The 26,855-nt window shown below is 65.0% G+C and carries 27 protein-coding genes and 1 tRNA gene; 14 read left to right on the top strand and 14 right to left on the bottom strand.

Going from position 1 to position 26,855, the window contains the following annotated elements; all coding sequences use genetic code 11:
• Positions 1 to 123 precede the first annotated feature (123 nt).
• The 6 genes from E5675_RS13390 to E5675_RS13365 are packed head-to-tail and all read left to right on the top strand — an operon-like array spanning position 124 to position 6,796.
• Positions 124 to 1,758 carry a long-chain-fatty-acid--CoA ligase gene (locus tag E5675_RS13390; protein WP_136174952.1) on the top strand — a complete coding sequence of 545 codons (1,635 nt, stop codon included), beginning with the start codon at positions 124 to 126 and terminating at the stop codon, positions 1,756 to 1,758.
• A 23-nt stretch (positions 1,759 to 1,781) separates the two neighbouring features.
• A complete protein-coding gene (locus E5675_RS13385; RefSeq protein WP_247594617.1) occupies positions 1,782 to 2,912 on the top strand; it encodes a lysophospholipase in 1,131 nt (376 codons plus the stop codon).
• A 1-nt stretch (position 2,913) separates the two neighbouring features.
• On the top strand, positions 2,914 to 3,891 hold the full coding sequence (locus E5675_RS13380) for an aminoglycoside phosphotransferase family protein (protein WP_247594616.1): 978 nt from the start codon (positions 2,914 to 2,916) through the stop codon (positions 3,889 to 3,891).
• Positions 3,888 to 5,186: a phosphopyruvate hydratase gene (gene eno, locus E5675_RS13375; protein WP_136174950.1), complete on the top strand. Its 1,299-nt coding sequence runs from the start codon at positions 3,888 to 3,890 to the stop codon at positions 5,184 to 5,186. The genes E5675_RS13380 and eno overlap by 4 nt, the downstream gene beginning before the upstream one ends.
• A complete protein-coding gene (locus tag E5675_RS13370; RefSeq protein WP_136174949.1) occupies positions 5,183 to 6,103 on the top strand; it encodes an NAD(P)-dependent oxidoreductase in 921 nt (306 codons plus the stop codon). The genes eno and E5675_RS13370 overlap by 4 nt, the downstream gene beginning before the upstream one ends.
• Positions 6,104 to 6,796, top strand: a complete 693-nt coding sequence (locus E5675_RS13365) for an alpha/beta fold hydrolase (protein WP_136174948.1) — start codon at positions 6,104 to 6,106, stop codon at positions 6,794 to 6,796.
• 85 nt (positions 6,797 to 6,881) lie between these two features.
• Here the strand turns inward: E5675_RS13365 and E5675_RS13360 are convergent, their stop codons facing one another.
• The gene (locus tag E5675_RS13360) at positions 6,882 to 7,934 is read right to left on the bottom strand and encodes a 5-methyltetrahydropteroyltriglutamate--homocysteine methyltransferase (RefSeq protein WP_136174947.1); all 1,053 of its coding nucleotides are present in this window, start codon (positions 7,932 to 7,934) and stop codon (positions 6,882 to 6,884) included.
• A gap of 86 nt (positions 7,935 to 8,020) precedes the next feature.
• Between E5675_RS13360 and E5675_RS13355 the strand changes: the two genes are divergently transcribed.
• Positions 8,021 to 9,586 (top strand): long-chain-fatty-acid--CoA ligase, encoded by a 1,566-nt coding sequence (locus E5675_RS13355; RefSeq protein WP_136174946.1) that lies wholly within the window; start codon positions 8,021 to 8,023, stop codon positions 9,584 to 9,586.
• A gap of 252 nt (positions 9,587 to 9,838) precedes the next feature.
• On the opposite strand, the gene E5675_RS13350 is transcribed toward E5675_RS13355, so the two are convergent.
• Genes E5675_RS13350 through E5675_RS13320 form a run of 7 tightly spaced genes read right to left on the bottom strand, consistent with a single transcriptional unit; the run spans position 9,839 to position 15,274 of the window.
• Positions 9,839 to 10,432 (bottom strand): VOC family protein, encoded by a 594-nt coding sequence (locus E5675_RS13350; RefSeq protein WP_136174945.1) that lies wholly within the window; start codon positions 10,430 to 10,432, stop codon positions 9,839 to 9,841.
• Positions 10,433 to 10,443: 11 nt separating this feature from the next.
• Complete coding sequence (locus E5675_RS13345; RefSeq protein WP_136174944.1) at positions 10,444 to 11,061, bottom strand: glutathione S-transferase; 618 nt, start codon at positions 11,059 to 11,061, stop codon at positions 10,444 to 10,446.
• Between the two features lie 46 nt (positions 11,062 to 11,107).
• Complete coding sequence (locus tag E5675_RS13340; protein WP_136174943.1) at positions 11,108 to 12,034, bottom strand: SMP-30/gluconolactonase/LRE family protein; 927 nt, start codon at positions 12,032 to 12,034, stop codon at positions 11,108 to 11,110.
• Positions 12,031 to 12,678: a carboxymuconolactone decarboxylase family protein gene (locus E5675_RS13335; RefSeq protein WP_136174942.1), complete on the bottom strand. Its 648-nt coding sequence runs from the start codon at positions 12,676 to 12,678 to the stop codon at positions 12,031 to 12,033. Before E5675_RS13335 ends, E5675_RS13340 begins: the two co-directional genes overlap by 4 nt.
• Positions 12,679 to 12,688: 10 nt before the next feature.
• Positions 12,689 to 13,084: a nuclear transport factor 2 family protein gene (locus tag E5675_RS13330; RefSeq protein ID WP_136174941.1), complete on the bottom strand. Its 396-nt coding sequence runs from the start codon at positions 13,082 to 13,084 to the stop codon at positions 12,689 to 12,691.
• Between the two features lie 10 nt (positions 13,085 to 13,094).
• Positions 13,095 to 13,982 carry an SDR family NAD(P)-dependent oxidoreductase gene (locus E5675_RS13325; RefSeq protein WP_136174940.1) on the bottom strand — a complete coding sequence of 296 codons (888 nt, stop codon included), beginning with the start codon at positions 13,980 to 13,982 and terminating at the stop codon, positions 13,095 to 13,097.
• The gene (locus E5675_RS13320) at positions 13,979 to 15,274 is read right to left on the bottom strand and encodes an MFS transporter (RefSeq protein WP_136174939.1); all 1,296 of its coding nucleotides are present in this window, start codon (positions 15,272 to 15,274) and stop codon (positions 13,979 to 13,981) included. Before E5675_RS13320 ends, E5675_RS13325 begins: the two co-directional genes overlap by 4 nt.
• 108 nt (positions 15,275 to 15,382) lie before the next feature.
• Between E5675_RS13320 and E5675_RS13315 the strand changes: the two genes are divergently transcribed.
• A complete protein-coding gene (locus E5675_RS13315) occupies positions 15,383 to 16,150 on the top strand; it encodes an SDR family oxidoreductase (protein ID WP_168707864.1) in 768 nt (255 codons plus the stop codon).
• 92 nt (positions 16,151 to 16,242) lie between these two features.
• Here the strand turns inward: E5675_RS13315 and E5675_RS13310 are convergent, their stop codons facing one another.
• Genes E5675_RS13310 through E5675_RS13300 form a run of 3 tightly spaced genes read right to left on the bottom strand, consistent with a single transcriptional unit; the run spans position 16,243 to position 19,746 of the window.
• Entirely contained in the window at positions 16,243 to 16,953 is a 711-nt protein-coding gene (locus tag E5675_RS13310) for a glutathione S-transferase C-terminal domain-containing protein (protein ID WP_136174937.1), read from the bottom strand.
• Positions 16,950 to 17,450 (bottom strand): nuclear transport factor 2 family protein, encoded by a 501-nt coding sequence (locus E5675_RS13305; protein ID WP_136174936.1) that lies wholly within the window; start codon positions 17,448 to 17,450, stop codon positions 16,950 to 16,952. Before E5675_RS13305 ends, E5675_RS13310 begins: the two co-directional genes overlap by 4 nt.
• 7 nt (positions 17,451 to 17,457) lie before the next feature.
• Entirely contained in the window at positions 17,458 to 19,746 is a 2,289-nt protein-coding gene (locus E5675_RS13300; RefSeq protein WP_136174935.1) for a TonB-dependent receptor, read from the bottom strand.
• Between the two features lie 123 nt (positions 19,747 to 19,869).
• On the opposite strand from E5675_RS13300, the gene E5675_RS13295 reads away from it, so the two are divergent.
• Both E5675_RS13295 and E5675_RS13290 read left to right on the top strand, forming a co-directional pair.
• Positions 19,870 to 20,367, top strand: a complete 498-nt coding sequence (locus E5675_RS13295) for a DUF3237 domain-containing protein (protein ID WP_168707863.1) — start codon at positions 19,870 to 19,872, stop codon at positions 20,365 to 20,367.
• Positions 20,367 to 21,092, top strand: a complete 726-nt coding sequence (locus tag E5675_RS13290; RefSeq protein ID WP_136174933.1) for a glutathione binding-like protein — start codon at positions 20,367 to 20,369, stop codon at positions 21,090 to 21,092. Before E5675_RS13295 ends, E5675_RS13290 begins: the two co-directional genes overlap by 1 nt.
• Before the next feature lie 139 nt (positions 21,093 to 21,231).
• On the opposite strand, the gene E5675_RS13285 is transcribed toward E5675_RS13290, so the two are convergent.
• Positions 21,232 to 23,007 carry an ATP-binding cassette domain-containing protein gene (locus E5675_RS13285; protein ID WP_136174932.1) on the bottom strand — a complete coding sequence of 592 codons (1,776 nt, stop codon included), beginning with the start codon at positions 23,005 to 23,007 and terminating at the stop codon, positions 21,232 to 21,234.
• Positions 23,008 to 23,141: 134 nt separating this feature from the next.
• Between E5675_RS13285 and E5675_RS13280 the strand changes: the two genes are divergently transcribed.
• A complete protein-coding gene (locus E5675_RS13280) occupies positions 23,142 to 23,885 on the top strand; it encodes an SIMPL domain-containing protein (protein ID WP_136174931.1) in 744 nt (247 codons plus the stop codon).
• Between the two features lie 70 nt (positions 23,886 to 23,955).
• On the opposite strand, the gene E5675_RS13275 is transcribed toward E5675_RS13280, so the two are convergent.
• On the bottom strand, positions 23,956 to 24,636 hold the full coding sequence (locus E5675_RS13275; RefSeq protein WP_247594615.1) for a 2OG-Fe(II) oxygenase: 681 nt from the start codon (positions 24,634 to 24,636) through the stop codon (positions 23,956 to 23,958).
• 102 nt (positions 24,637 to 24,738) lie between these two features.
• Between E5675_RS13275 and E5675_RS13270 the strand changes: the two genes are divergently transcribed.
• From E5675_RS13270 to E5675_RS13260, 3 genes are all read left to right on the top strand, one after another.
• Positions 24,739 to 24,815: transfer RNA gene (locus E5675_RS13270), tRNA-His, on the top strand.
• A gap of 98 nt (positions 24,816 to 24,913) precedes the next feature.
• Positions 24,914 to 25,966, top strand: coding sequence for a Glu/Leu/Phe/Val dehydrogenase dimerization domain-containing protein (locus E5675_RS13265; protein ID WP_037554731.1), 1,053 nt, complete (start codon positions 24,914 to 24,916; stop codon positions 25,964 to 25,966).
• A gap of 80 nt (positions 25,967 to 26,046) precedes the next feature.
• A complete protein-coding gene (locus E5675_RS13260) occupies positions 26,047 to 26,400 on the top strand; it encodes a YbaN family protein (RefSeq protein ID WP_136174930.1) in 354 nt (117 codons plus the stop codon).
• 3 nt (positions 26,401 to 26,403) lie between these two features.
• Here E5675_RS13260 and arr read toward each other — a convergent pair whose 3' ends face one another.
• Complete coding sequence (gene arr / locus E5675_RS13255) at positions 26,404 to 26,826, bottom strand: NAD(+)--rifampin ADP-ribosyltransferase (RefSeq protein WP_136174929.1); 423 nt, start codon at positions 26,824 to 26,826, stop codon at positions 26,404 to 26,406.
• Positions 26,827 to 26,855 lie beyond the last annotated feature (29 nt).

Raw genomic sequence — 26,855 nt, 5'->3', positions numbered from 1 at the left:
TGTTGCCGGCGGGTGTCGACGCCGTCACGCTAGAAGAGCGATGCGGGCGAAGCAAGGCCGGGCGGCGTTGCAAAGGTAAAATACTTAGTATACTACCTATTCAACGACGAGGGAGAGTGCCGCATGGACGGGTTGATGCAGAATGTGCCGCTGACGGTCGACCGGATCATCGACCATGCGGCGACCTGGCACGGCGCGCGCGAGGTGGTGTCGCGCGATGCCGAGGGGCGTGTCACCCGCGCCACCTATGCCGACGTCCATGCCGACGCGAAGCGCGTGTCGAATGCGCTCGCCGCCGAGGGGATCAAGCCGGGCGACCGCGTCGCGACGATGGCGTGGAACGGCGCGCGGCACCTTGGCGCCTGGTATGGCGCCGCGGGCATGGGGGCGGTGCTTCACACGCTCAATCCGCGGCTGTTTCCCGAACAGATCGCCTATATTGCGAACCATGCCGGCGACCGATTGCTGATCGCCGATCCGGCGACCGCCGATCTGGTGGAAGAACTGTTGCCGCAGGTGCCGAGCATCGAGAAGGTGATCTTCTTTTGCGACGCTGCGTCGATGCCCGAAACCAGCTTTGCCGCGGTCGCGTTCGACGATTGGATCGCGGGCCATAGCGACGAATATGATTGGGGCGGGTTCGGCGAAAATGCGGCGTGCGGGCTCTGCTACACCAGCGGGACGACGGGCAATCCGAAGGGTGTGCTCTATTCGCACCGTTCCAATTATATCCACGCGCTGATGACCTTGCAGCGCGACGCGCTCGCGCTGTCGGCGCGCGATACGGTGCTGCTGGTCGTGCCGATGTATCATGCCAATGCGTGGGGCGTGGTCTATTCGGCGCCCGCAGTCGGCGCGAAGCTCGTGCTGCCCGGGCAGCGGATGGACGGCGAATCGATCTATAATCTGATCGAGCAGGAAGGCGTCACTTACTCGGCCGCGGTGCCGACGGTATGGCAGATGCTGCTCACCTATATGCAGGAAAATGGGAAGCGTTTCACGACTTTGGAGCGCGTGACGATCGGTGGGTCGGCGTGCCCCGAATCGATCATCCGCACCTTCCGCGACGACTATGGCGTCGACGTCGTCCAGGGCTGGGGCATGACCGAAACCTCGCCGCTCGGGACCGTGTCGGTCCCCAATGCGTCGGTTGCTGCGAAGGGCGATGACGCGCAGATGGCGTACAAGCTCAAGCAGGGGCGGTTGCTCTGCGGGCTCGAGATGAAGCTAATCGACGACGCGGGAAATCGCCTGCCGCACGACGGCACGACGCCGGGGCGGCTGATGATCAAGGGGCCGACGATCGCGGGCGCCTATTATGGCGGCGAGGGCGGCGAGGTGCTCGACGACGAGGGCTTTTTCGACACCGGCGACGTCAGCACGATCGACGCCGAAGGCTATATGCAGATCACCGATCGCGCGAAGGATGTCGTGAAGTCGGGCGGCGAGTGGATCAGTTCGATCGAGATCGAAAATATCGCGATGGGGCATGAGGCGGTCGCCAACGCCGCGGTCGTCGGGGTTGCGCATCCCAAATGGGACGAGCGGCCGATTCTGTTGTGCCAGTTGAAGCCCGGCGCCAGCGCCTCCGCCGACGACCTCAAGGACTTTCTCGACGGCAAGATCGCGCGCTGGTGGATGCCCGACGACGTGCTGTTCGTCGCGGATATCCCGCTCGGGCCGACGGGCAAGATCGACAAGAAGGCAATCCGTGCGGGGCTGGCAGGCTATGAGCTGCCCTTTGAAGTCACCCGCTGACATAATTACAAACAGGAGAGACGATGATGGACCCGAACGGGATCGAAGGACTGGACGCGCAATTTATCGGGCGAGTGTCGCCGACGGCGCCGCGCATCCAGGCGGGCGGGCATCCGTGCCAGGGTATCTATTGGACCCAAAGCGGCAAGCGGCCGAAGGTCGCGATCATCGCGACGCATTACAACGTCGATTTCTCCGAACATTATATCGCGCCCTATTTTGCCCGGCAGGGGTTCGGTTTCCTCGGCTGGAACACGCGTTATCGAGGCGTCGAGGACCAGTTTCTGCTCGAACATGCGGTGCTCGACATCGGCGTCGGGATGAAGTGGCTCAAGGAAGAGGCGGGCGTCGAACAGATCGTCATTCTCGGCAATTCGGGCGGCGGTTCGCTGATGGGTGCCTATCAGGCCGAGGCGATCGCGCCGACGCTCACCGATCGCCTGCCATCGGTCGGACAGGACGCGCTTGCGAACCTCGTCAAAGGCGATCTCTACATCAGCTTCAACGCGCATCAGGGGCGGCCCGAAGTGCTGACCGACTGGATGGACGCGTCGGTGATCGACGAGAATGATCCGACGCTGACCGATCCCGAACTCGATCCGTTCAACCCCGACAACGGGCCGCCCTATTCGGATGCGTTCATCGAAAAATACCGCGCCGCGCAGCGCGCGCGCAACCAGCGCATCACCGACTGGGCGAAAGCCGAACTGAAGCGGCTCAACGATGCGGGCATCCCCGATCGCATCTTTCCGATGTTCCGTTGCTGGGGCGACATCCGCTGCGTCGATCCGGCGATCGATCCGTCGGACCGCAAACCCAACTGGTGCTATCGCGGCGATCCGGCGGTCGCGAACCGCACGCCGAGCATCGGACGCGCTAACACGATCAAGACCTGGCTCAACATGTGGAGCCTCGAAACCTCGCCGTGCCAGGGGCAGCCGCACCTCGCCAAACATGATACGCCCGCGCTCGTCGTGCAGGGAACGGCGGACACCGGCGTTTTCCCCAGCGACGCGCGCAAGATCTTCGATTTCCTGGGGAGCAGCGACAAGAAGCTCGAATTGATCCCCGGGGCGCATTATTTCGAGGATTCGATCGAGGAACGGCAGAATGCCGCCGACCTCGTCGGCGCATGGATCCGGGAGAAGCTGTGACGTGACGGTGGACGCCGACATCGTGGACGGGTTGCGCGGCGCCGGCTTGGCTGGCGAGGGCGATATCGTCCTCGAACCGCTCACCGGCGGTGTGTCGTGCGATGTGTGGAAGGTCGAAACGCCGTCGGGGCCGATCGTCGTCAAACGCCCACTGCCGCAGCTCCGCGTCGCGGCCGAATGGCTCGCGCCGGTCGAACGCGGGACGAGCGAGGTGCGCTGGCTGCGCCGCGCGCGCGGTGTCGATCCGCATATCGCGCCCGAGGTGCTCGCCGAATTGCCGGGCCACGCCTTCGCGATGCGCTTCCTCCCCGGTTGCCCGGTGTGGAAGGACGAGCTGATGGCGGGGCGTATCGATCTCGCATTTGCGGCGCAGGTGGGGCAGGGGATCGCCGTTGTGCACGCTGCAACCGCGCATAATGATCGCGACCGCGCCGCCTTTCCCAACGACGAGATGTTCCGCGCGCTGCGCGTCGATCCCTTTCTGCTCCATGTCGCGCGACACGACGCCGAACTCGCGCCCGTGCTCACCGCGCTTGCCGACGATCTTTCGGGGCGCAAGATCGCGCTAGCCCATGGCGACGTCAGCCCGAAGAATATCCTCGTCAGCGCCGATGGTCCGGTGTTTCTCGACGCCGAATGCGCCGTCTATGGTGATCCGGCTTTCGATCTGGCCTTTTGCACCACGCACCTGTTGCTCAAGGCGGTGTGGTCGGGCGATGCGCGGCTGAACGAAGCTGCGGCGGCGCTGGTCGGCGCCTATCGCACGGGGATCGACTGGGAAGACGCCGACGGGCTGATGCTGCGCGCGGGCAAATTGACCGCTGCGCTGCTTCTCGCCCGGGTCGAGGGCAAGTCGCCGGCGCCTTATCTGACCGACCCCGAACATAAAAACATCGTGCGCGATCAGGCGCGGGCGCTGATCGCCCGCCCGTCGCCGCTGGGCGAAATGGTCGCCAACTGGAAAAGGAACCTCCCATGACTTCGCGTATCGCCTCCGTCACTGGCCGCCAGCTCTGGGATTCGCGCGGCCGGCCCACTGTCGAGGCCGAGGTGCAGCTCGAATCGGGCGCCATCGGGCGCGCCATCGCCCCCGCGGGCGCCTCGCGCGGCGCGCATGAGGCGATCGACCTGCGCGATGGGGGCGACGCGTTCGGCGGCTTCGGGGTCAACCGCGCGGTCGCCGGGATCGGGTCGGAGATTGCGGGCGCGATCGCCGGGATGGACGCGCGCGATCAGGCGGCGGTCGACGCGACACTCTGTGCGCTCGATAATACGGCGAACAAGGCGCGGCTTGGTGCGAACGCCATCGTCGCCGTGTCGATGGCGGTGCTGCATGCCGCAGCCGCCGATGCGCGCGAGCCGCTATGGCGCTATCTCGCGGGCGGGCACAAGGTGCGAGTGCCGCTGCCCGAGATCCAGATTTTCGGCGGTGGCGCGCACGCCGGGCGGCGCACCGATGTGCAGGATTTCATGGTGATGTGCCCGAAGGCCGGCAGCTTTCGCCGCGCGCTCGAGATCACCGACGACGTCTATCGCGCCGCGGGCAAGCTGATGGAAGCGAAAGGGCCTCTGTCGGGGGTGGCCGACGAAGGCGGCTGGTGGCCGAATTTCGCGTCGAACGAGGATGCGCTCGATACGCTGACTAAGGCGATCGAGGCGAGCGGGCACCGTGCGGGTGATGAGGTCTTCATCTCGCTCGATATTGCGGCGAACGAACTCGGCGACGCGGGCGGCTATCATCTCGCGCTCGACGAAGGGCGCCTGTCGGGCGAGGAAATGACGGCGCGCATCGTCGAATGGGCGAAGCGCTATCCGATCCTGTCGATCGAGGACCCGGCGGGGCAGGACGACTGGACGACGATGGCGGCGGTGACCGCGGCGATCGGCAATACGGTGCAGATCATCGGCGACGATGTGCTCGTCACCGATGCCGAACGCGTCGCGCGCGCGGGCGAGGCGGCGGTGTGCAACGCGGCGCTGATCAAGGTCAATCAGGTCGGCACCGTGACCGAGGCGAAAGCCGCGCTCGACGCGGCGGTAGCGCGCGGTTGGGGCGCGATCGTTTCGGCGCGCTCGGGCGAGAGCGAGGATGTCACGATCGCGCATCTCGCGACCGGCTGGAACGCCGGGCAATTGAAGGTCGGCAGCTTCACGCGGTCGGAACGCATGGCGAAGTGGAACGAGATGCTGCGGATCGAGGAAGCGATGGGCGGCGATGCCGTGTTCGCCGGCTTCTCGGCCTTTACCGGATCGATCGGACGGGTGGCGGCATGATCGTCCTCCACGCGCGTCCCAGCCCCGGTTTTCGCGACGCGGTCGATGCGATCTTTGGCGCCGGCGTTGTGACGCATATCGACGAGGCCGCGCCGCTCGATGAGATAGCCCCCGACATCACCGCACTGCTCCATGTGCTGACCCCGGTGACCCCCGAGTTCATTGCTTCGGCACCCAAATTGAAGCTGATCCAGAAGCTCGGCGTCGGGGTGAACACGATCGCGCTCGATGCGGCGCATGGGGCTGGCGTCGCGGTGTGCAACATGCCCGGCACCAACAGCCAGGCGGTCGCCGAAATGGCGCTGTCGCTGATGATGGCGGTGCTGCGCCGCACCTGCTTCTTCGACGCGCGAACGCGTAGCGGAGAGGGCTGGACCGCCGATCCGTCCGAGCTCGATCAGGTCGGCGAAATCGCCGGTCGCACGATCGGCCTGGTTGGTTTCGGCAATTCGGCACAATTGCTGGCGCCGGTGCTCTCGGCGCTCGGCGCAAAAGTCGTCTATACGGCGCGGAGCGAGCGCGACGTGCCCTACGAATATTGGCCGCTCGATCGCCTGCTCGCCGAAAGCGACGTCGTATCGCTGCATATCCCGCTGACCGACGACACGCGCGCCAGCATCGACCCCTTTGCTATGAAGAAGGGCGCGGTGCTGGTGAATACCGCGCGCGGCGAGCTGGTCGACGAGGCTCGGCTCGTCGACGCGCTGACCTCGGGCCATCTGCACGGCGCCGGGCTCGACGTCTTCGCCGAGGAACCGCTACCGCGCGGCAATCCGCTGCTCGGACTGCCGAATGCGGTGCTCGCGCCGCATATCGCATGGCTCACCCCCGAAACGCTCGTTCGCAGCCTGACGGTCGCGCACGAAAATTGCCGCCGGCTCGCCGCTGGCGAACCCTTCCTCCATCAGGTGGTCTGAATGTCGCTTCCCATCGTCCTCATCACCGGCCAGCTTTTGACCAATGCCGTCTGGCAGCCTTTGCTCGATGCGTGGGGCGACCGGCAGGTGATCGTCGCCGACAACCGCAGCGACGATAGGATCGAGGGTTTTGCGCAGCGCCTCCTCGACAATGCGCCGCCGAAATTCGTGCTGGTCGGCCATGCGATGGGCGGCTTTATCGCATTCGAGGTCATGCGCCGTGCGCCCGAGCGTGTCGCGAAGCTCGTCCTGATTTCGACGCTCGCCTCCGCCGACGGCCCCGCGCAGACCGCGCGGCGGCAGGGCTATATCGACCTCGTCGAGAGCGGCAATTTCGATCAGGTCGTCGAGGAACGCATTCCGATCCTGTTTCCCGAAGAGAAGCGCGGCGACGAGCGCCTGCTCGGCATCGCGCGGCAGATGGCGGCCGATACCGGCGCCGATACCTTCCTCGCGCAGCAGCGCGCGATCATGGCGCGCATCGACAGCCGCCCGCGTTTGCATGAGATCGCGGTGCCGACGTTGCTGATCTGGGGCGAAAAGGACGGAATCACCAGCCGGGCGCACCATGACGAGATCGCGGAGGCGATCCCCGGCGCGCGGCTTGAGGTGATCGCGGGGGCAGGGCATCTGCCGACGGTCGAGGTGCCCGAGGTGGTGGTGCCGCTGTTGACGGCCTTCATCGACCAATAAACCTTCGTTATTCCCGCGAAAGCGAGAACCCAGTGGCGACGCTTGCTCGCTGGGTTCTCGCTTTCGCGGGAATAACGAGGTGAGTTTATCTTAGCTCCGCCCGCACCAGCTCCGCCCCGTCAACCATCGCCTTCAGCTTTGCCTGGCTATGCTCGCGGCTGTGATATTTCATCCCGCAATCGGGCGCGATCCAGAGGCGCTCGGCGTCGACATAACGCAACGCCTCGCGAATGCGTCCGGCGACGACTTCGGGCGTCTCCACCTCGGGGATCGACAGGTCGAGCACGCCGTACATGATCGTCTTGGTCGGCAGTTCGGCGAGGATCGCGGGGTCGAGTCCGGGCTGCGCGGCCTCGATCGAAATCACGTCGATCGCCGACGCTTCGAGTTCGGCAAGGAAGTCATAAGCCTTGGGCTTCGGTCCCGTCGCGCCCGCGCCGTGATGCACCATTGCGTAGCCGAAGCAGATATGGAGCGCGGTGGTGCCGCCGACGCCGTCGAGCGCGCGGTTGATCGCCTCGATCGCATAGCTGTTCGCCTCGGCAGCGCGTGCCTGCAGATAGGGTTCGTCGAGCTGGACGACGTCGACGCCCGCCGCGAACAGATCCTTGACCTCGGCATTGACCGCATCGGCATAGTCCATCGCCAGCGCGCGCGCGTCGGGATAATATCCGTTCTCGGCTTGCTGCGTCATCGTGAACGGGCCGGGGAGGGTGAGCTTCACCGGCTTGGTCGAATGACGGCGCAGGAACGCCGCATCCTGCGCCTCGATCGGCGCGACGCGGCGGATCGGGCCCGAGACGAGCGGCACCGGGTTGGCGTTGCCCGTGCGGTCGATCGCGGTGCCGTGCTTCTCGCGGTCGATTCCCGAGAGCGCGGTCGCGAGCCGGTTCGAATAGCTTTCGCGGCGCATCTCGCCGTCGCCGACGATGTCGATGCCGACCTCTTCCTGGTCGCGGATCGCCATCAGCGTCGCCGCTTCCTGCGCGTCCGCGAGCCAGGGTTCGGGAATGCGCCACAGCGTCTCGGCGCGCACGCGCGGGGGCAGGCTGGCGTTCAGCCGCTCGCGGTCGATCAGCCAGTCAGGCTGGGGGTAGCTTCCGACGATCGTCGTCGGCAATATGGGGTGGTCGAACAAGGCCAATCCTCTCGATTTTTGGGCTGGCCAAACATTTGCTTAGTATTCTATCTAATTCAAGTCGAAACGACGGTTGGGAGAGCAAAATGATCGATCTGGAGGCCATCCGGACGCTGGCGGACATTCCGGCGGCACAGGCGAAAATGCGGGGGCGCGCGACCGCGGTGAAATTCGGAGAGCGCGAGACGAGTTTTGCCGAACTCGATGCGCGGTCGAACCGCGTCGCGCACGCGCTGGCCGCTTCGGGCATTGCGCCCGGCGACCGCGTGTCGGCGCTCACCAAGAACCACGACAGCTGGTATCCGCTCTTCTTCGGCGCCGCGCGCGCACGCGCCTGCTTCGCGCCGATCAACTGCCGGCTCGCCCCCGCCGAGATTGGCTTCATCCTTGGCGATGCCGGGCCGAAGCTGCTGTTTGTCGGCGAGGATTTCTTTGACTGCGCGCTCGCCGCGGTCGCCGATCTGGCCGCGCCGCCGCGGCTGATCGCGCTCTATGGTGAGCATCCGGCGTTCGAGCCATTCGACGTCTGGCTGGGCACGGCGTCCGATGCGCCGCTCGCCGATCCGCCGCAGCTTTCGGACGATGTGCTCCAGCTCTACACGAGCGGCACGACCGGCCTACCAAAGGGTGTCGTTCTCACCAACGCCAATTATCGCACTTTCCTGGAGGCCGCGACCAAGGTCGATGGTTTCGCTTATGGCGAGGACGAGACGGTGATGATCGTCATGCCCCTGTTCCACGTTGCGGGGACGAACGTCAGCTTCTCGGGACTCGCGCAGGGTGGGCGGCTCGTGCTCGTCAAGGATTTCACCGCGGCCGACGCGGTGCGCATGATGCGCGAGGAGGATGTTGCGCACGCCTTCCTCGCCCCCGCGATGATCCAGATGATGCTGCTCCAGCCCGCGGCGAATGACGGCGTTTATTCAAAGCTCAAGTCGATCGCTTATGGCGCCTCGCCGATAGCAGAGGATGTGCTGCGCCGAGCGCGCGCGACCTTCGGCTGCGATTTCGTGCAATTTTACGGGATGACCGAGTCGGCCGGCGGTGGCTCCTATCTCTCGCCCGCCGCGCACGATCTGCCGGGCAAGCTCACTTCGTGCGGCCAGCCGTGGCCGGGCGCCGCGATGGCGATCCTCGATGGCGAGGGGAACGAGCTTGGTGTGGACGAGATCGGCGAAATTGCGATCCGCGGCGGCATTGTAATGAAGGAATATTGGAACCGCGCTGCGGCGACCGAAGAGACGCTGGCCGGCGGCTGGCTGCACACTGGCGACGTCGGATATCGCGATGCCGACGGCTTCTATTATGTCCACGACCGCATCAAGGACATGATCGTGTCGGGCGGCGAAAATGTCTATCCCGCCGAGGTGGAGAGCGCGATCATGGGCTGCCCCGGCGTCGCCGACGTCGCGGTGATCGGCGTACCCGACGACAAATGGGGGGAGGGGGTGAAGGCGCTGATCGTGCCTGCCGCGGGCGCGACGCTCGACCCCGCCGACGTCATCGCTTGGGCGCGGACACGGATCGCGGCGTACAAGGTGCCCAAGAGCATCGAACTCATCGATGCGTTGCCGCGCAACCCGTCGGGCAAAGTGCTGCGCCGCGAACTGCGCGCGCCCTATTGGGAAGGGCGCGATCGCGCGGTGGGGTAGGGGAAGGCGCGCAATGGGGTGGAGAGCTGTCGTTGCTCTCCTCCACTTCCGTCATCCCGGGCTTGACCCGGGATCCCGCTTTTTGGGGCGTCGACCAGTCTTCGGCATCAAGCTGGACCCCGGATCAAGTCGGGGGTGACGAATAATGAGACGGCAGCAACCGGCCGCAAGCTGCCATTCCTCATTCCGCAAAAAAGAACCCGGCCAAAAGGCCGGGTCCAGGAGGAGTTCCCAGTGGTGTCTTCGGGAATTCTATTCGGCGGGCACCGGCGTGCGGCCGGTGATGAAGCCGTCGCGCTTCGTGCCGTCGGCCTGCACCGGGTCGTGCGCGACGTCGCTCTCGTCGAACTCCTTGGTCCACGCCGCGAATTCCAGGCACACGCCGTCGGGATCGAAGAAATAGACCGACCGCACGAAGACGCCGGGGTGTAGTTCGGCGGACGACTGGGTCGGGCTGTCGTCGTGGTTGAGCACCGGCGTCACCTCGATGCCCTTTTCGATCAGGCGGTTGTAATAATCGTCGAATTTGTCGGCGCGGATGTTGATCGCGATATGGTTCATCGATCCGTGCGCCGACACAAAGCTGCCCCGCGTCGGCAGCGCGGCGGGGGCGGAGATGCCCGGAACCGCTTCGGGCGCGTTGGGGAACCAGAAGAAGGCGAGGCTGTCGCCGTTGCCGATGTCGAAGAAGAAATGCTGGCCGCGCCCGCCGGGCAGGTCGATCGTCTTGGTGAGCGGCATGCCGAGCTTGTCGCGGTAGAATTCGACCGTCTTCGCCATATCCTTGCACACGAGCGCGAGGTGGTTGACCCCGCAGAATTCGAATTCGCTATTGGTTGCAGCCATGATCCGTCTCCTTAGTTTGCAGTGGCGCTGGGGCGGCTTTTCATCCGCTCGTACCAGCCGAGAATATTCGTGTGGGCAGGGGCGATCGGCTGGCCGACCGACGCGCCGAAATCGAGGAACGCGAACAGCATGATGTCGGCGAGGCTGAGAGCGTCGCCCGCGATGAATTCGCGCCCGGCGATCTGTGCGTCGAGCCATGCGACCCCGTCCTGCGCGATCGCCTTCAATCCGTCGGCCGCTTCGGGAAGGCAGCGCAGCCGTGCCTCGAACAGCGGCAGCCCTTCGGCAAAGCGGAAGCCGTTGGTCAGCGGCTCGCAAATCTTGAGATCGACGCGGCGCGTCCACATGCGCGTGTTCGCGCGTTCCTCGGGCGTCGAGCCGATCAGCGTCGGATCGGGATATTTCTCGTCGAGATATTCGCAGATCGCGGTGATCTCGCAAAGGAAGCTGCCGTCGTCGAGTTCGAGCGCGGGCGTCTGCCCGGCGGGGTTCACATCGACATTATAGGGTGCGCGCCGGTTCTCGCCGCCGCGCAGGTCGATTGTGACCTCGGGGATCTCGATACCCTTTTCGGCCATGAACAGCTTCACGACGCGTGGGTTGGGGCCGACACTATTATAGAATTTCATCCTGTCCTCTCACGCGAGTCTTAGCATTTTTCGACATAATCGTCAACTAACTTGACGGTTTATGCAGCCGCAACCCCGGACGTGCCCAGCGGACGCGGTGGAGCGTGCCGGTGGTCGACGCCGTGATCCAGGCGTCGCGGTGACCGGCACCGCCGAAGGCGATATTGGTGATTCCGACGTCGGGGAGCGGCAGGAATTCCGATCCGCCGCCTTCGGGGTCGAATATCGTGATCCCACCCTCGACCATCGTCCCGACGCAGATGCGCCCGCTTTCCTCGACCGCGAGGCTGTCGAGCAGGCGAAAGGCGGGCGGGGTGCCGACGAAACGGCCGGGCGCCCAGGGCGGTGGCGGTGCCAGCTTGCCGGGCGCGACGATGTCCATCGCCCAGACACGCGCGGTCATCGTCTCGCTGACATAGAGCGTCTTGCCATCGGGCGAGAGGCCGATGCCGTTCGGCCCCATCATGTCGGCGCGCTGGCGGCTGATCCGCGATCCGTCGGCGGCGGCGTAATAGATGGCGCCGTGGTCGCGGCCGCTGGCACGAACTTGTCCATGATCGGTGAACCAGAAACCGCCCCAAGCGTCGAAGACGATGTCGTTCGGGCCTTTCAGGCGCTCGCCCTCGAAACTGTCGTAAAGCGTGGTCGCCGCACCGGTGGTCAGGTCGACGCGCTGGATCGAGCCGCAAGGTTCGGCGTTCGCGGCATGGCCGGGAAAGAGGAGGGGACCCGCCTCGATCCATTCGAACCCGCCGTTGTTGCAGACATAGGCCGCGCCATCGGGGCCGATCGCGAGCCCGTTCGGCCCGCCGCCAAGTTCGGCAACGACCGAAAGCGCGCCATCGGGGGCGACGCGCGTCAGCGTCCCGCGCGCGATCTCGACGAGCAGCACCGATCCGTCGGGCATCGGCACCGGGCCTTCGGGGAAGCGAAGGCCTGTCGCGAAGACCTCGGGCGGGCCGTAATCGCTCATCCGTTTGCGGGACGCGGCGCGCTGAGGAAGTCGGCGGCGTTGAAGCCTTCGGGCGCCGCGACCTCGACGATCGGGTCCTCGCGCGCATCATATTCCATGCGCAGCGCGCGGGTGATCACGGCGTGCATGTCATAAAGGCAGGTGATGTAGGTGAATTCGAAGATCTGCTCGTCGTTCCAGAAACTCTTGAGCTTGTCGAACACCTCGAGCGGCACGCGCCCGCCCGCCTGGCTCAGGCAATCGGCATAGGCGAGCACGGTGCGTTCCTGTTCGTCATAGCAGTCGGCGACCTGCCAGTGCGCGATGGCGGCGATCTTCTCCTCGCTGACACCAAGGCCGCGGAGCGACTTGCAGTGCTGCGAAAAGACGAACTGGCTGCCCTTGACCCAGCCCGCGCGCGTCTGGCCGAGCTCGCGGAGCACCGGGTCGATCGTGCGCGCCGGGTTGCGATAGACGGCGAAACCCTTGACCGCATGTTCGAAGATGTCGGGCGACAGCGCGAACACCGTCCACCAGTCGCCGGGCGTGCCGGTCGCGGTGCCGGGTTCGGCGACGGGATCACGATCGCCGAACAGGCGGTTGTAATAGGCGAGGACGGTCTCGTCGGTGACTTCCGAACGGGGAACCTGGCGCAACACGGGCATGATTGACTCCTCAGGCGTTCGCAAATTTGCGGAATTCGGCGACATGCGCGCTGTCGAAATATTCATCGAGCCGCGTGATCTTGCCATCCTCGACCTTGCAGATGATCGCGCAGGGGAGGCGGACGGCGCCGTCGTCGTGGACGCGCTTGCCCTTCAGCACATGCTGCTGGACGAAACCGCCGGGGAAGGTGGTGAGCTGGCGCTCGGCATATTCGCGGTCCTTGATGCGCGCGACCATGCCGGTAAGCGTCTGCGCGGTCTGCGCGGCGGTGACGATCAGCTCGTCGGTATTGTGCCAGATCTCGGCGTCGGGGGTGAAGCTGTTCTGCATCGTTTCGATGTCGCCCGCCTCGATCGCGTCGAAGAAACGCTGCGCCATCGCGCGGATGTCGTCCTGCTCTGCCATAATGCTCTCCTTAAACCTTGGCGCCGAACATGCGGCCGCCGTTGGCCGCGATCAGTCCGTCGATATCGTCGCCTCTGTACGCCGGATCAGCCGAGGGGCCGAAGGACGCCAGCATATCCTGCGTCACCAGTTCGGCCATCGCCTTCCATTCGGGATGGGTGAAGATCCAGTATTCGCCCGCCTCGATCGCCTGCACGACGCGCGCGCCGATCTTGTTGGGCGACATGCCGCCGGCGAGCACGCCCTGCATCGCCTGGCTCGTTGCCGCAGCCTTGCCGACCTCGACCTCGACGGGGCGCAGCTCGCGCGTCGTCTCGACGATCCGCGTCGCCGACATGCCGGGCATCAGCACCGAAATGTCGACGCAGCTTTCGGCCAGCTCGTTGCGCAACGCCATCGCGATGCCGAGCGTCGCATATTTGGAACTGATATAGGCGACCGAGATCGGCGGCGGCACGATCGCGACCATCGACGAGGTGATGACGAGATGGCTCGGCTCGCCCGACGCCTTCATCTCGCCGAGGAAGGTGCGGCAGGCATAGAGATGCGCGTGCGCGTTGACCGCATAGTTCCAGCGCCAGACGTCGGTGTCATACCGTTCGAACGGTCCCGATCCGCCGCCGACGCCCGCGTTGCTGAACAGGATACGGACCGGGCCGCAGTCACGCGCCTTCGCACCGGCTTCGGACCAGCTCTCCTCGCTGGTGACGTCGAGCAGGACGCCGAGCGCGTTGGCACCCTCGCTGCGCAGCATCGCCGCAGCATTTTCTGCGCCCGCCGCGTCGATGTCGGCGAGGATCACCGAAGCGCCCTTGGCGACCAGCGCCTTAGCGGTTGCGAGCCCGAGCCCGCTCGCACCGCCGGTGATGAAAGCGGTCTTCCCCGCGACCTCGGTCATTCGGCGAAATCCTTTTCGAGATAACGCGTCATTCGATATTGGGCGAGACCGGCGGCGGCGGCGAAAGGCATCAGCGCCATCAATGCCCAGCGGAGACTTTCGTCGCCGTGGACCGGCTTCAGACTATCGCTGACGACCCCGGCGAAAAGCGGGCCGAGCCCCAGCCCGATGATGTTGAACATCAGCATCAGCACCGCGGCGGCGGTCGCGCGGCTGCGCGGCGGCGTGAGGTTCTGCACCAGCGCGAGTGCGGGGGCGACATAGGCGGTACATGCCGCCATCGGAATCAGCATCAGCGCGAGCGAGACCTGCCAGCTATCGACGAGAAGCGCCGCGATGAAGGTCGGGATCAGCACCGCGGTCGCGAGCGCGGGGATGGTGCCGTAGGCACGCGCCGACACCTTCGCGCGGTGACTGACGAGCCAGCCGCCGCCGAGGATGCCGATGCCGAAGGTGATGCCCGCGGCGGGACCGAAATATGTGGCCATCGCTTCCAACGGCATCTTCTGGGTGCGCATCAGGAAAGCGGGGATCCAGTTGAGCATGCCATAGCTCACGAAGGCGGCGAGCCCGCTGCCGATCATCACCATGCGGAGCGACGGACGGCGGATAAACATCGCGAGGCTCTGCGAAAAGGGCAGGGCTTCGTCGGCGGGCTTGTGCGCGTCCATCGCCCCGCGCGCGGGTTCGCGGACGAGCCAGACCAAAAGCGGCGCGACGAGGATGCCGACGATCCCGATGACGATGAAGGCGTTGCGCCAGCCGATATTCGCGGCCGCCCATGCGCCGAAGGTTGCGCCGACGAACACCCCGAACGGGCCGTTGAGCGTGAACAGGCCGATCGCAAGCGGGCGCCGCGCGGGCGGATAATAATCGGCGATCACCGACAGCGAGGGCGCGGTGCCGCCGGCTTCGCCGGCGCCGACGCCGAAGCGCATCAGCGCGAGTTGCCAGAAATTCGAGACCATACCGCACGCCGCGGTGAAGCCGCTCCAAACGACGCAGGCGATGCCGATCAGCTTCACCCGGTTCCAGCGGTCGGCGATCATCGCCACCGGCACTCCGGCGGCGGCATAGAAGAGTGCGAACGCAAAGCCCGTGAGCAGCCCGAATTGCGTGTCGCTGAAATCCATTTCGGCGCGGATCGGCTCGACGAGCACCGACAGGAGCTGACGGTCGACGAAGTTGATCGTTCCGACGACGAACAGCATCGCGAGCGCGACGTTGCGGCGGAGCGCATGGCCGCTGTCCGGCGCTGCGCTGCCTGCACTGAGGGCGGTGGCCTCGGTCATAACTCTCCCCAAAAACGCACGAGTCTTCTCGGTCGAAAAATACTTAGATATTTAAGTTTATCTGTCAATGTGCTTTACGGTAGCGGCAAGATGAGCGGGAGAGAAGAGATGGAGATCCAAGGCAAAAGCGCCATTGTGACGGGTTCGGCGGGCGGCATCGGCCGTGCAACCGCCGTGATGCTCGTGGAACGCGGCGCGGCGGAAATCAGGCTGGTCGATGTCAAGGAAGATGCCCTCGCCGAAACCGCGCGGCTCGTCGCGGCAAAGGGCGCGCGGGTCACAACCCATGTTCTGGACCTTTCCGACGTCCCGGCGGTCGAAGCCTGGTTTGAGGTGCATGGCGACGTCGATATATTGCACAACAACGCCGGGGTCGTGTCGGGCCTGCCGCAATTCCCCGATGTCGATGCCGCGCGCATCCGCTGGATCATCGACGTCAACATCACCTCGCTCGTCGCGGCAACGCAGATCGCGGTGCAGAAGATGAAGAAGCGCGGCGGCGGGGTGATTATCAATACCGTGTCGACGGTCGCGCTCGGCACCGGCTTCTACGACGCGATGTATGCGACGACCAAGGCCGCGGTGATGATGTTCACGCGCTGCTGCGCACCTTTGAAGGAGGAGTGCAATGTCCGCGTCGCGGGCATGTTGCCGGGTCTGGTCGACACGCCGATCCTCGACACGACGGGCGCGGGCGGCAAGTCCGAATGGATGAAGGCCGTGCTGGCGAACAATGAGGCGTGCCGACCCGAGGATATCGCCGGGGGCGTCATGGCGCTGATCGAGGACGACAGCCTTGCGGGCGGCGACTGGGTCGCCGTGCGGCGGCTCGACGGCAAGGTCGAATATCAGTGGGGGCACGCGGACAGCATCTAGCCACCCTCGTCATTCCCGCGAAAGCGGGAACCCAGTGGCTACGCTGGCTCGCTGGGTTCCCGCTTTCGCGGGAATGACGAAATTTGAGATGACTAGCGCGTCGGCGCTTCCAGCATATTCTTGCCGAACAAATTCGACCATTGCGCTTCTGTCAGCACCGGGCGCGCGCTCGACAGGTTGGCGGCATTTTTAACGTCGGTCCCGGCGATCACCGCAGGGCGTTCGCCGATGCGCGCGAACCAGTCGGCGACGGCAGGATAATCGTCGAGGGTCAAACCGATCGCGCGGATCGCGCGCGTCCACGGCCATGCCGCGATATCGGCGATCGAATATTCTTCGGCTAGAAAGCCGGCCTCGGCCAGCCGCCCGTTGAGGACGTGGAGCAGCCGCAGCGTCTCGTTGCGATAGCGTTCGACGGGATAGGTCTGCCCCTCGGGCGCGTAGCGGATGAAATGATGCGCCTGACCCTGCATCGGGCCGAAGCTCGCCATCTGCCACATCAGCCATTGCTGCGCCTGGCTGCGCCGGCGCGGGTCGGCCGGAAGCAGCTGCCCGCTCTTCTCGGCAAGATAGAGCAGGATCGCGCCGCTCTCGAACACCGGTAGCGGCGCGGCGCCGCAGACCGGATCATGGTCGACGATCGCGGGCAAGCGGCCGTTCGGGTTGATGCGGCGATATTCGGGGGTCAGATGGTCGCCCTCGAGCATGTTCATCGCGAGAAGTTGATGCGGCAGGCCGACTTCTTCGAGCATGATCGACACCTTGTGGCCGTTGGGTGTGGGCGTGAAATAGACGTCGATCATGCGAGGTTCCCTTCGGCGAAAATGGCGCGCGCGGCGGCGAAGGCGGCTTCGAAAGCCTCCTTCCCGGCGGGATAGGCGACGACGGTCAGGGTCACGCCCGCGATCTTCCATCCTTCCTGACGCACAAGGCGATGCGTGTAGCGGCCGATCAGATCGCCGAGGAGCGCACGGTCCTCGACGCCGACGACATGGACGGCATCGACGATGCTCGTCACCGTCGCGCGGTCGCCGTCGATCGTCGCGATGACGTTATGGAGCTGGTGCGCGGTCGCGTCGAAGCCTTCGAGCGCCTTGCAACGCTTCGTCCACTCGTCGGCGGACACGGTGGCGACGAGCGAGCCAATCGCGCCATAATCGATCGCGATCTCGTCGATGAAGAGCGCGCGATAGGCGGCCCAGTCGCGTGCATCGAGCGCGGCCGCATAACAGGTCACGACCGCGGCTGCCGCTTCCCTGTCGAGGAAAGCTTGGGCCGCGGCCGATCCCTGGGACATCATATCGAACCTAGAACTTGATCCCGGCCTCGACCGAAATATTGCGGGTCGGTTCGAGGTACAGGATCGCGCGCGGTACCGGCGTGATCGGGAAAGGCAGGTTGAAGGCGCTGCCAATCGTCTTCTGGTTCGTCAGATTCTTGCCGACGAGCGCGACGTGCCAGCGGTCGTCCTGATCGGCGAGCTGGACGCGCAGGTCGAGCTTCACATAGCCGTTCTGGACACCGAACACCGGGCTCTGATTGTCCGAATTGAAATATTTCGACCGGCCGGCAGCGACGCCGGTGACATCGAGCTTCAGCGCGTCCGACATGTCGAAGCGCGCGTGCGCCGTGACGCTGCCGGTCCATTTCGACGAATAGGCGACCGGATAGCCCGCGAGATTGTTCGTCGCCGGGGTACAGGTAGCCGGTTGCGACGCGAGGCAAGCCGCGCCAGGATAATCGTCATATTTGATGTCCGAATAGGCGGCCGACGCGTTGATGTCGAAATTGGGAATGGGGAAGACGCTGAGCGATCCCTCGATCCCCTTCGACGTTGCGCTCGCCGCATTGCCGGTCAGATAGCTCGACGTCGCGGGCTGATAGACCGATACCTGCAGATCCTTGAACTGCGTGTGATAGGCCGAAACGTTCGCGACGACTTTGCCGTCGAACAGCGTCGATTTGATGCCCGCCTCGAAATTCTCCGACTGTTCGGGCTCGAAGGTGAAGGTGCTGTCGACGGTGCCGAGCGTGTTCGAGACGAAGCCGCCCGATTTCGACCCGCGGCCCCAGGTCGCGTAGAGCATGACGCGCGGCGCGACGTCATATTGCACAGTGACCGAGGGATCGACGTTGCCTTCGCTGATCTTGCCCACCGCGCTGGAAATCGGGCGCAGCGCAAAGGGCTGTCCGTTGAGGCCGTTCGAGCCGTAGACCAGCCGCGCGGCGAAATCGCCGTCCTTCTTGGTGTGGGTGTAGCGCAGGCTGCCGATGACGCGGAGCGCATCGGTCGCGTTGAGCGTTCCCTGGCCGAAGACCGACCAGCTTTCGGCTTCCTGATTGAAGATGCTGTCGATGCGGCCGAAATAGGGGCCGGTAAATACGCCGGGGATCGTCAGGCTCGGGAGGTTGAAGCCCTGATATTGCTCCAGCGTGTAATTCGACTTGTCGTAGTAAGCGCCCCCGATGAACTCGAAGGTCTCCCCGACCGGCGACAGGATGCGGATTTCCTGCGAGAATTGGTCGAAGCGCTCGGGGAAGGCGTTGTAGACCGAATTGGCCGTAAAGGCGCCGCCGCTGTTCGGGATCGTCTGGTCGAAGCCGTTGACGATCTTCGACTTGAACCAGCTGTAGCCGGTGACCGAGGTCAGCGTGAAATCGCCGAGCGCGAGGTTGCCGACGCCCGATATCATCACCGACTTGTTCTTGTTGCCTTCGTCGCCGAGCGCCGAGCGTTCGAGATAACGGTTGGTCTGCGGGTCCTGATCGCTGGTCAGCGGGCTCGACACGGTGATGCCGCCGATGACCGTCCGCTTCCCATATTCGACCTTCGCTGTGTAGTCGAAATTGTCCGATGGTTCCCACTTCAGCGTCAGGCGCAGCAGCTGCGACTTGATTTCGGGGTCGTCATGATCCTTCGCGCGGTTATAGATGTAGCCGTCCTGGTTGACGATCTTGTACGCGAAGCGCGCGCCGAGCGTGTCGGTGATCGGCCCCGACAGATAGCCCGAGAAGTCGGTGCCCTTATGATCGAAATTATAGAGGCCCGTGATCGCGCCTTCGAAATCCTTGGTCGGCCCCGCCGAGACGACGCTGACCGCGCCCGCAGCGGTATTCTTGCCGAACAGCGCGCCCTGCGGACCGCGCAGAACCTCGACGCGTTCGAGGTCGAAGAAGGGGGCCTGCGCCTGCCGGTTGCGACCGGCATAGATACCGTCGACATAGAGCGAGACCGACTGGTCGAAGGCGAAGTTCGCCGGCGGCGAGCCGAAGCCGCGGATATAGATGACGTCGTTGCCCGCGGTCGACTGAACGAAGACGTTCGGCGTGTAGTTCATCACCGCCTTGATGTCGCTCGTGTTGAATTCGGCGAGCTTGGCGCCGCTGACGACCTCCATCGAAATCGGTACATCCTGCAGGCTCTGCTCGCGCTTCTGCGCGGTGACGATGATTTCGTTGGTATTGCTGTCGTCGACGTCAGGCACGTCGACAGTGGCCGCGTCGGCGGGCGCCGCCTGCGCAAACGCCGGTGCGGCGTTGGCGAGCATCGCGATTCCCGCGACGCCGGACAGCAGAAACTGGTTGCGAGCCTTCATTGTCACCCTCCCATAGAGCTGATCGCTGCCGGTCCCGGAAAGCCTTCCGATCCGTCAATCTGATTGACCCTTAGTATACTAATGGTTTTATGCTTGTCCATAGGCAGGAAGAGGATTCGCATCATGAACGAAGAAAATCGGCACGCGGCGCTCGCAACGCGTCATCTGTGTACCGTCGAGTTCGAGGTCGGCGGCGGGATCATCGGAATCGGCGCGTCGCCGTTCGGCGACCAGCGATTGGGCTATATCAGCGGGGGTCGTTTTTTCGGGCCCCGGATCAAGGGGATAGTCTTGCCGGGTGGCGGCAACTGGTCCCGCAGCGGACGGCTCGGCGGCGATGCGTCGGTCGGCACCTTCGATGCGCGTGCGGTGTGGCAGACCGATGACGGCGAGCTCATCTATCTGAGCTATACCGGCCGAAATATCATTCCCGACGATGTCCGCGCGACCTTTGCCGATCCCGCGGTGCCCGATGCCGACCCTTCGCGCTACTATCTGCGAATCGCGCCGGTGTTCGAAACCGCCAGCGCGACATATGGCTGGCTCAACGGCGTGCTCGCGGTCGGCGTCGGCGAACGCACCGGTTTCGGCGTGCGCCATGTGATCCACGAGATATTGTGATGATCGACCTGCATTATTCGGCGACGCCGAACGGACAGAAGATAGCGATCATGCTCGAAGAGATCGGCGACCCCTATCGCGTCATCTCCTATGACATTTTCGAGGGCGACCAGCTGACCGCCGAGTTCGGGCGCATCAACCCTAACCACAAATTGCCCGCAATCGTCGATCATGCCCCGGCAGGTAGCGGCGAACCCGTGACGGTGTTCGAATCGGGCGCGATCCTGCAATATCTGGCGGAAAAAAGCGGGCGTTTCCTGCCGGCGTCGGGCGCGGCGCGCGCGGCGACGCTGTCGTGGCTGACCTGGCAGGTCGCGGGGCTGGGGCCCATGGGCGGGCAGGCGAGCCATTTCCTGCGTTACGCCCCGGCGGGGCAGGATTATGCGACCGAGCGCTATACGAAGGAGCTCACACGCCTGCTTACCGTGCTCGAGAAACGGCTGGAAAAGAGCGCCCATGTCGCGGGCGACGACTATAGCATCGCCGATATGGCGATCTGGCCCGGCCGCGCTTCGGCGTTCGTAATGGGGCCGGGGCTCGACGAATGGCCTGCGATGCGCGGCTGGTTCGAACGTATCCGCGAACGTCCCGCCGTGGCGCGCGCGATGGCGCGCGATGAGCTTAAGGCGCCAGCGAAATATATCGGCCGGCACCAGGCGCTCGACGAGAAGGAGTGGTCGAACATGTTCGGCGACGCCAATCACGCTGCGGTGAAGGATGATTGAGGTCAGAGCATCCGAAACCGACCGGAAGTTGCCCCTCTTACATCTTCAGCGCCGCGATGGATCCCGGATCAAGTCCGGGATGACGAAGGAGAGGAAGCGAAACTCCGCTTCGCACCCCGAACCGGACATGCGGCGGGTGTTATCCCAGAGCCTCGACCTCTTCGGCGAGCGAAAGCCAGCGGTCTTCTGCCGCGGCTTTCTCGACGCGCAACGTTTCGAGCTTCGCGGTCAGCCCGGTGAAGCGCGCATTGTCACGCGTGAACAGGCTGCCGTCGGACAGTTCGGTTTCGATCCCCGCCATCTCTCCTTCGATCGCCTCGATCCGCGCGGGGAGGAGGTCGTAGTCGCGCTGATCCTTGTAGCTCAGCTTCTTGCGCGCGGTGGGTGGCGGCGGCAGTGCGGCGCCCGATGCCCTGGCCTTGACGCTGTTCGGCTTGGCTCGCTTCGCTTCCCAGTCGGCGTAACCGCCCGCGACGACGTCGACCTTGCCGGTGCCGTCGAGCCCGAGCGTGACGGTGACAGTGCGGTCGAGGAAGTCGCGGTCGTGGCTGACGAGCAGTACGGTGCCGGCATAGTCGGCGATGACTTCCTGGAGCAGGTCGAGCGTTTCGAGGTCGAGGTCGTTCGTCGGTTCGTCGAGCACGAGGAGGTTCGATTCGCGCGCGAATTCGCGCGCGAGGAGCAAGCGCGAGCGTTCGCCGCCCGAGAGCGCGCCCACACTCGCCTCGACGACGCCGGGGTCGAAGAGGAATTCCTTGAGATAGCCCTGGATATGTTTTTTGACGCCGCGCACCTCGACCCAGTCGCCGCCGTCGGCGAGGATGTCGCGGACGGTCTTGTCGGGCGACATCAGGCTGCGCTGCTGGTCGATGACGATGCCGTCGAGCGTCGGGGCGAGGGTGATGCTGCCTTCGTCGGGCGCGATCTCGCCGGTGAGCAGCTTGAGCAGGGTTGATTTGCCCGCGCCATTGGCGCCGACGATGCCGATGCGGTCGCCGCGCTGGACGCGGAAGTCGAGTTTCTTGATGATCGTGCGGTCGCCGAAACTTTTGCTCACGCCTTCGGCGATGATCACCGATTTCGAGCGAACGTCGTCGTTCGCGAGGCCGAGCTTGGCGACGCCAGGGCCGCCGATCATCGCGGCGCGAGTCGCGCGCATTTCCTTGAGCTTTTCGAGCCGGCCCTGATTGCGCTTGCGGCGCGCGGTGACCCCGCGTTCGAGCCAGTGCGCCTCGAGCCGCAGTTTCGAATCGAGTTTCTGTGCGGCGCGCGCTTCCTCGGCGGCGACGGCGTCGCTCCACTCCTCGAAACCACCGAAGCCGATTTCCTTGCGGCGGATACTGCCGCGGTCGAGCCACAAGGTCTGGCGCGTCAAGCGGGTCAGGAAGGTGCGGTCGTGGCTGATGACGATGAACGCGCCCGTGTAGCGCGCGAGCCAGCTTTCGAGCCAGTCGATCGCGGCGAGGTCGAGGTGGTTGGTCGGCTCGTCGAGGAGCAGCACGTCGGGGTTTTGCGCGAGCGCGCGGGCGAGCGCGGCGCGGCGGCGCTCGCCACCCGAGGCGCTGGCGGCGGTGCGGCTCATGTCGATGCCGAGCTGGTCGGCGATGGCGGCGACCTCATGCTCGGGCGGGCCGTCGTCGCCGGAAATGGCGAAGTCCATCAGTGTTGCAAAGGGACGGAAGTCGGGCTCCTGTTCGAGCATCACGACATGGGTGCCGGGGACGATCGTGCGCTTGCCCTTGTCGGGATCGATGCGGCCCGCGAGCAGCTTGAGCAAAGTCGTCTTGCCGGCACCGTTGCGGCCGATGAGCGCGAGCCGGTCGCGTTCGCCGACATAGATGTCGAGGTCCTGGAACAGCCAGCCGCTGCCCTGCACAAGACCGAGGCCTTCGTATGAAAGAATGGGTGCTGCCATGATGAACGGCGCGCTACCGATACGTTCAGCCTGATGCAAGCGCCACGGGAGCAAAGGGCGGAACGCGTTCGCTCCGTCTGCGTTACGGGGCGGAGATCATAATGAACCGGAAGCCCGGTTCGCAGGAGAATGAAATGACGAAGCAAATGCTCGCCGCTATGGCATCCGGACTGGCCCTGATAGCGGCGGTGCCCGCCGTCGCGCAACAAGGAGGTTCGACGGTGACGGCAGCAACGACGCAGGGACCGATTTTGAGCTTCAGTGTCAGCGAGGAGGTGCGCTCGCGTCCCGACCAGGCGACGGTCGGAGCCGGCGTGACGACGACCGCGCCGACCGCGGTCGAAGCGATGCGCGCCAATGCCGCGGCGATGGACAAACTGATCGCCGCCGCGAAAGCGCGCGGGATCAAGGCCGAGGACATCCAGACGAGCGGTATCAACCTGTCGCCGCAATATGACTATAACAACCGCACCGACGGCCAGACGCCGCGCTTCCTCGGCTATCAGGTTAGCAATACGGTGCGCGCGACCACAGGCAAGATCGACGACATCGGCCCGCTGCTCGACGCGCTGGTCGCCGCCGGCGGCACCAATATCGACGGGCCGTGGTTCGGCATGAAGGATGCCGACGCCCAGCTGGTCGGCGCGCGCGGCGCGGCGATCAAGGCGGCCGAGGCCAAGGCGGCGGATTATGCGCGGCTGGCCGGCTATCGCGGGGTCGAGCTGGTCTCGATCAGCGAAGGCAGCTTTGGCGGCCCGCAGCCGCCGATGCCCTATGCGCGCGGGATGATGGTGGCCGAGGCGAAAGCGACGCCGGTCGAACCCGGGCAGGTCGCGAACACGCTGACGCTGAATTTTCAGTTTCGCCTGGTGCGGTAAGTTGACCGGGAGCCGGTGTAAGCCGGCTCCCGAAATCCGTTCGTGTCGAGCGGATTTTATGCAAGCTAGCCTACCCCAGCTCTCCCTCCGCCCACGGCCAGGGCCGTTCGCGGAACCATTTGGTGATGATATATTTGCGGCCCTTGCGCACCTTCATCCCGTGGTGGAGCGTGTAGGGGTTCGCGCGGCCGTCGGGCCGCACATTGTTCCATGCGAGCAGCTTGCCGACCTCGGGCTGGTGCATCTTGCCGGTCGCGAGGAAGCGGGTCGCGCCGCCCGCACCCGGTTCGTTGAGATAGATCATCAAGGTCCAGCTGCGCTGGCCGGGCACCGCGCAATAGGTTTCCCAGTCGGCACCGTGCGGGTCGAAATAGTCGGTGTGCGCCTTGAACTCCTGCCCGACGTCGTAGCGCTGGCCCTGCATCGGCTCGCCATATTCGAGCGGAATGCCGGTGAGGTTGTGGAGCCGGTTGTTGACTGCGATCACCAGCGGGTCGCGGTGGTCGAGATCGCAGGTCGTGCTGGTGCGGAAGGCGTCGTCGCCATTCGGGTCGGCGATGGTCGACGGGCGCACGTCGCGGTCGATCTGCGCGATCAGCGCGGTACAGGTCTCGGCGTCGAGGAACCCCGAGAGCATGAACTGCTGGAGCTTCGGCGTCGGCGCGCGGCGGATGCCGGGGACGGCGGCGAGCCGGTCGGCGGTGCGGTCGGCGCCCGAGGTCGCCATGTCGACATGATCATTGCCAGCCATGGCGCGCTTTTAGTGGCGTCTGCCCGAGCGAACAATGCTTGACGAAGGGGGTGGGCGCGCCTATCGCCGCGCGCTGTCGCAGGCGGTTTCGCCGTGCATGTGGCGACCATAGCTCAGTTGGTTAGAGCGCCGGTTTGTGGTACCGGAGGTCGCGGGTTCGAGCCCCGTTGGTCGCCCCATTTTCTCGATTTTAGCGCATATGCGGGATTTGGGGTGACTCTCCATCTCTATTGGATTATTGCGTATATACGTAATTTTCTAATGCGAGGAGCCGCGCATGTCTGCTGTCTGGGATTTCGCCGATTTCGACGACCATGAGCATGTCCACATGTTCCGCGATCGGGCGAGCGGACTTACCGCGGTCATCGCCGTCCACTCGACGCACCTCGGCCCCGGCGCGGGCGGCGTGCGGTACTGGCATTATCCGCAGCGCGCGGCGGCGATCACCGATGCGCTGCGCCTGTCGCGCGGGATGAGCTACAAAAATGCGATGGCCGGCCTGCCGATGGGCGGCGGCAAGGGCGTGATCCTCGCCGACGAGGGCGCCGCGAAGACCCCCGAACTGCTCGCGGCGTTCGGCCGCGCGGTCGATTCGCTCGGCGGCGCCTATGTGACCGCCGAGGACGTCGGGATCACCGACGCCGACATGGTCGAGATCGCCAAGCAGACGAAGCATGTCAGCGGGTTGCCGGTGGCGAGCGGCGCCGATGCCGGCGGCGACCCGGGACCGTTCACCGCGCTCGGCGTCTATCTGGGCATCAAGGCGGCGATTCGCGAAGGTCTGAACACCGATAGCGCAAAGGATGTCCGCATCGCGATCCAGGGCGTCGGCAGCGTCGGCGGCGGCGTTGCGCGGCGGCTGGCGGCCGAAGGCGCGAAGCTGACCCTCGCCGACGTCAATCTGGCGCGTGCGAAGGCGCTCGCCGAGGAACTGGGCGCCGAGCTCGCCGATTCGGCGGCGATCATGGAGGTCGAGGCCGATGTGCTGAGCCCCAACGCGCTCGGCGCGATCCTGACCGAGCAAAGCATCGCGAAGCTGCGCGTGCCGATCGTCGCGGGCGGCGCGAACAACCAGCTCGCGACCGCCGCCGACGGCCAGCGCGTCCACGATCGCGGAATTGTCTATGCCCCCGATTATGTGATCAACGCGGGCGGCATCATCAACGTCGCGCTCGAATATCTGGGGCAGGGCAGCCGCGAGGAAGTCGAGAGCCGCATCCACCAGATCCCGGGCCGGCTGGCCGAAATCTGGGCCGAGAGCAAGGCGAGCGGTACCCCCGCGTCGGTCGTCGCCGACCGCATGGCGCAGAAGCTGATCGGGCGGGGTTGAGCTCAAGCGTCGCCCCCGCGAAGGCGTGGGCGACGGTATGTGGATGGCGTGGGCGCTTAATTCCGCTAAGCCCTTTTTCAATGAAACGGCATTTCTATCTGGTCGCGGGCTGGGCGTCGTTGGGGCTTGGCGCGATCGGCGCCTTCCTGCCGCTGTTGCCGACCGTGCCGTTCGTCATCCTCGCGGCCTTCTGCTTTGCGCGCTCGTCGCCGCGGCTCGAGACCTGGTTGCTCACCCATCCGCACTTCGGGCATCATATCGTCGCGTGGCGCGAGAAGGGGGCGATCAGCCGCAAGGGCAAGCTCGCCGCCACGGCCGCTTTCGCACTCAGCATCATACTCGCCGCGATCTTTTCGCCCTGGCCGTGGGTGATGCTGCCGGTGCTCGCCGCGGTGGTGACCGGGAGCTGGATCTGGACGCGGCCGGAGGGGTGAGACTTAGTTGATGATTTCGGCTCGTTCATCCGCGCGCAGTGCGGCCAGTCTTTCCCTCCACAATTGCAATGCTTCGGGCGTCAATCTGGCCCAATCGGCGATTTCGCCAATGATCTTGAGCGGTGCGCTGCTTCGATACGAACGGGTGGGATTCCCGGGAAATTTCTTGTCGGTCACATTCGGGTCGTTTTCGAATGCCCCGGTCGGCTCGACGGCATAAACACGCGGGACAGCGCCGCCTTCCCTGAGGTCCGCCGCGATCTCTGCGGCAAGTCCCGCGCCGTCCACAAGAGCGGTGAAATAGATATGGTTCATCACCACCTCGGGGCGATAGTTTGACCGGAATCCCGCGGTAAGGAAGTCACCTACGCGCAAATTCGCGATTGTGCCGTGAAAGAAGGGACCCTCGTCCAGCACTGTGGTCATCGTCATCTCCTTATCCTGCGAGTCCGCTG

This window comes from Sphingopyxis sp. PAMC25046 (genome assembly GCF_004795895.1).
In the GTDB taxonomy this organism is placed as follows: Bacteria; Pseudomonadota; Alphaproteobacteria; order Sphingomonadales; family Sphingomonadaceae; genus Sphingopyxis.
The sequence above is the reverse complement of the archived record's forward strand: the minus strand, read 5'-3'. Positions and strand labels throughout refer to the sequence as shown.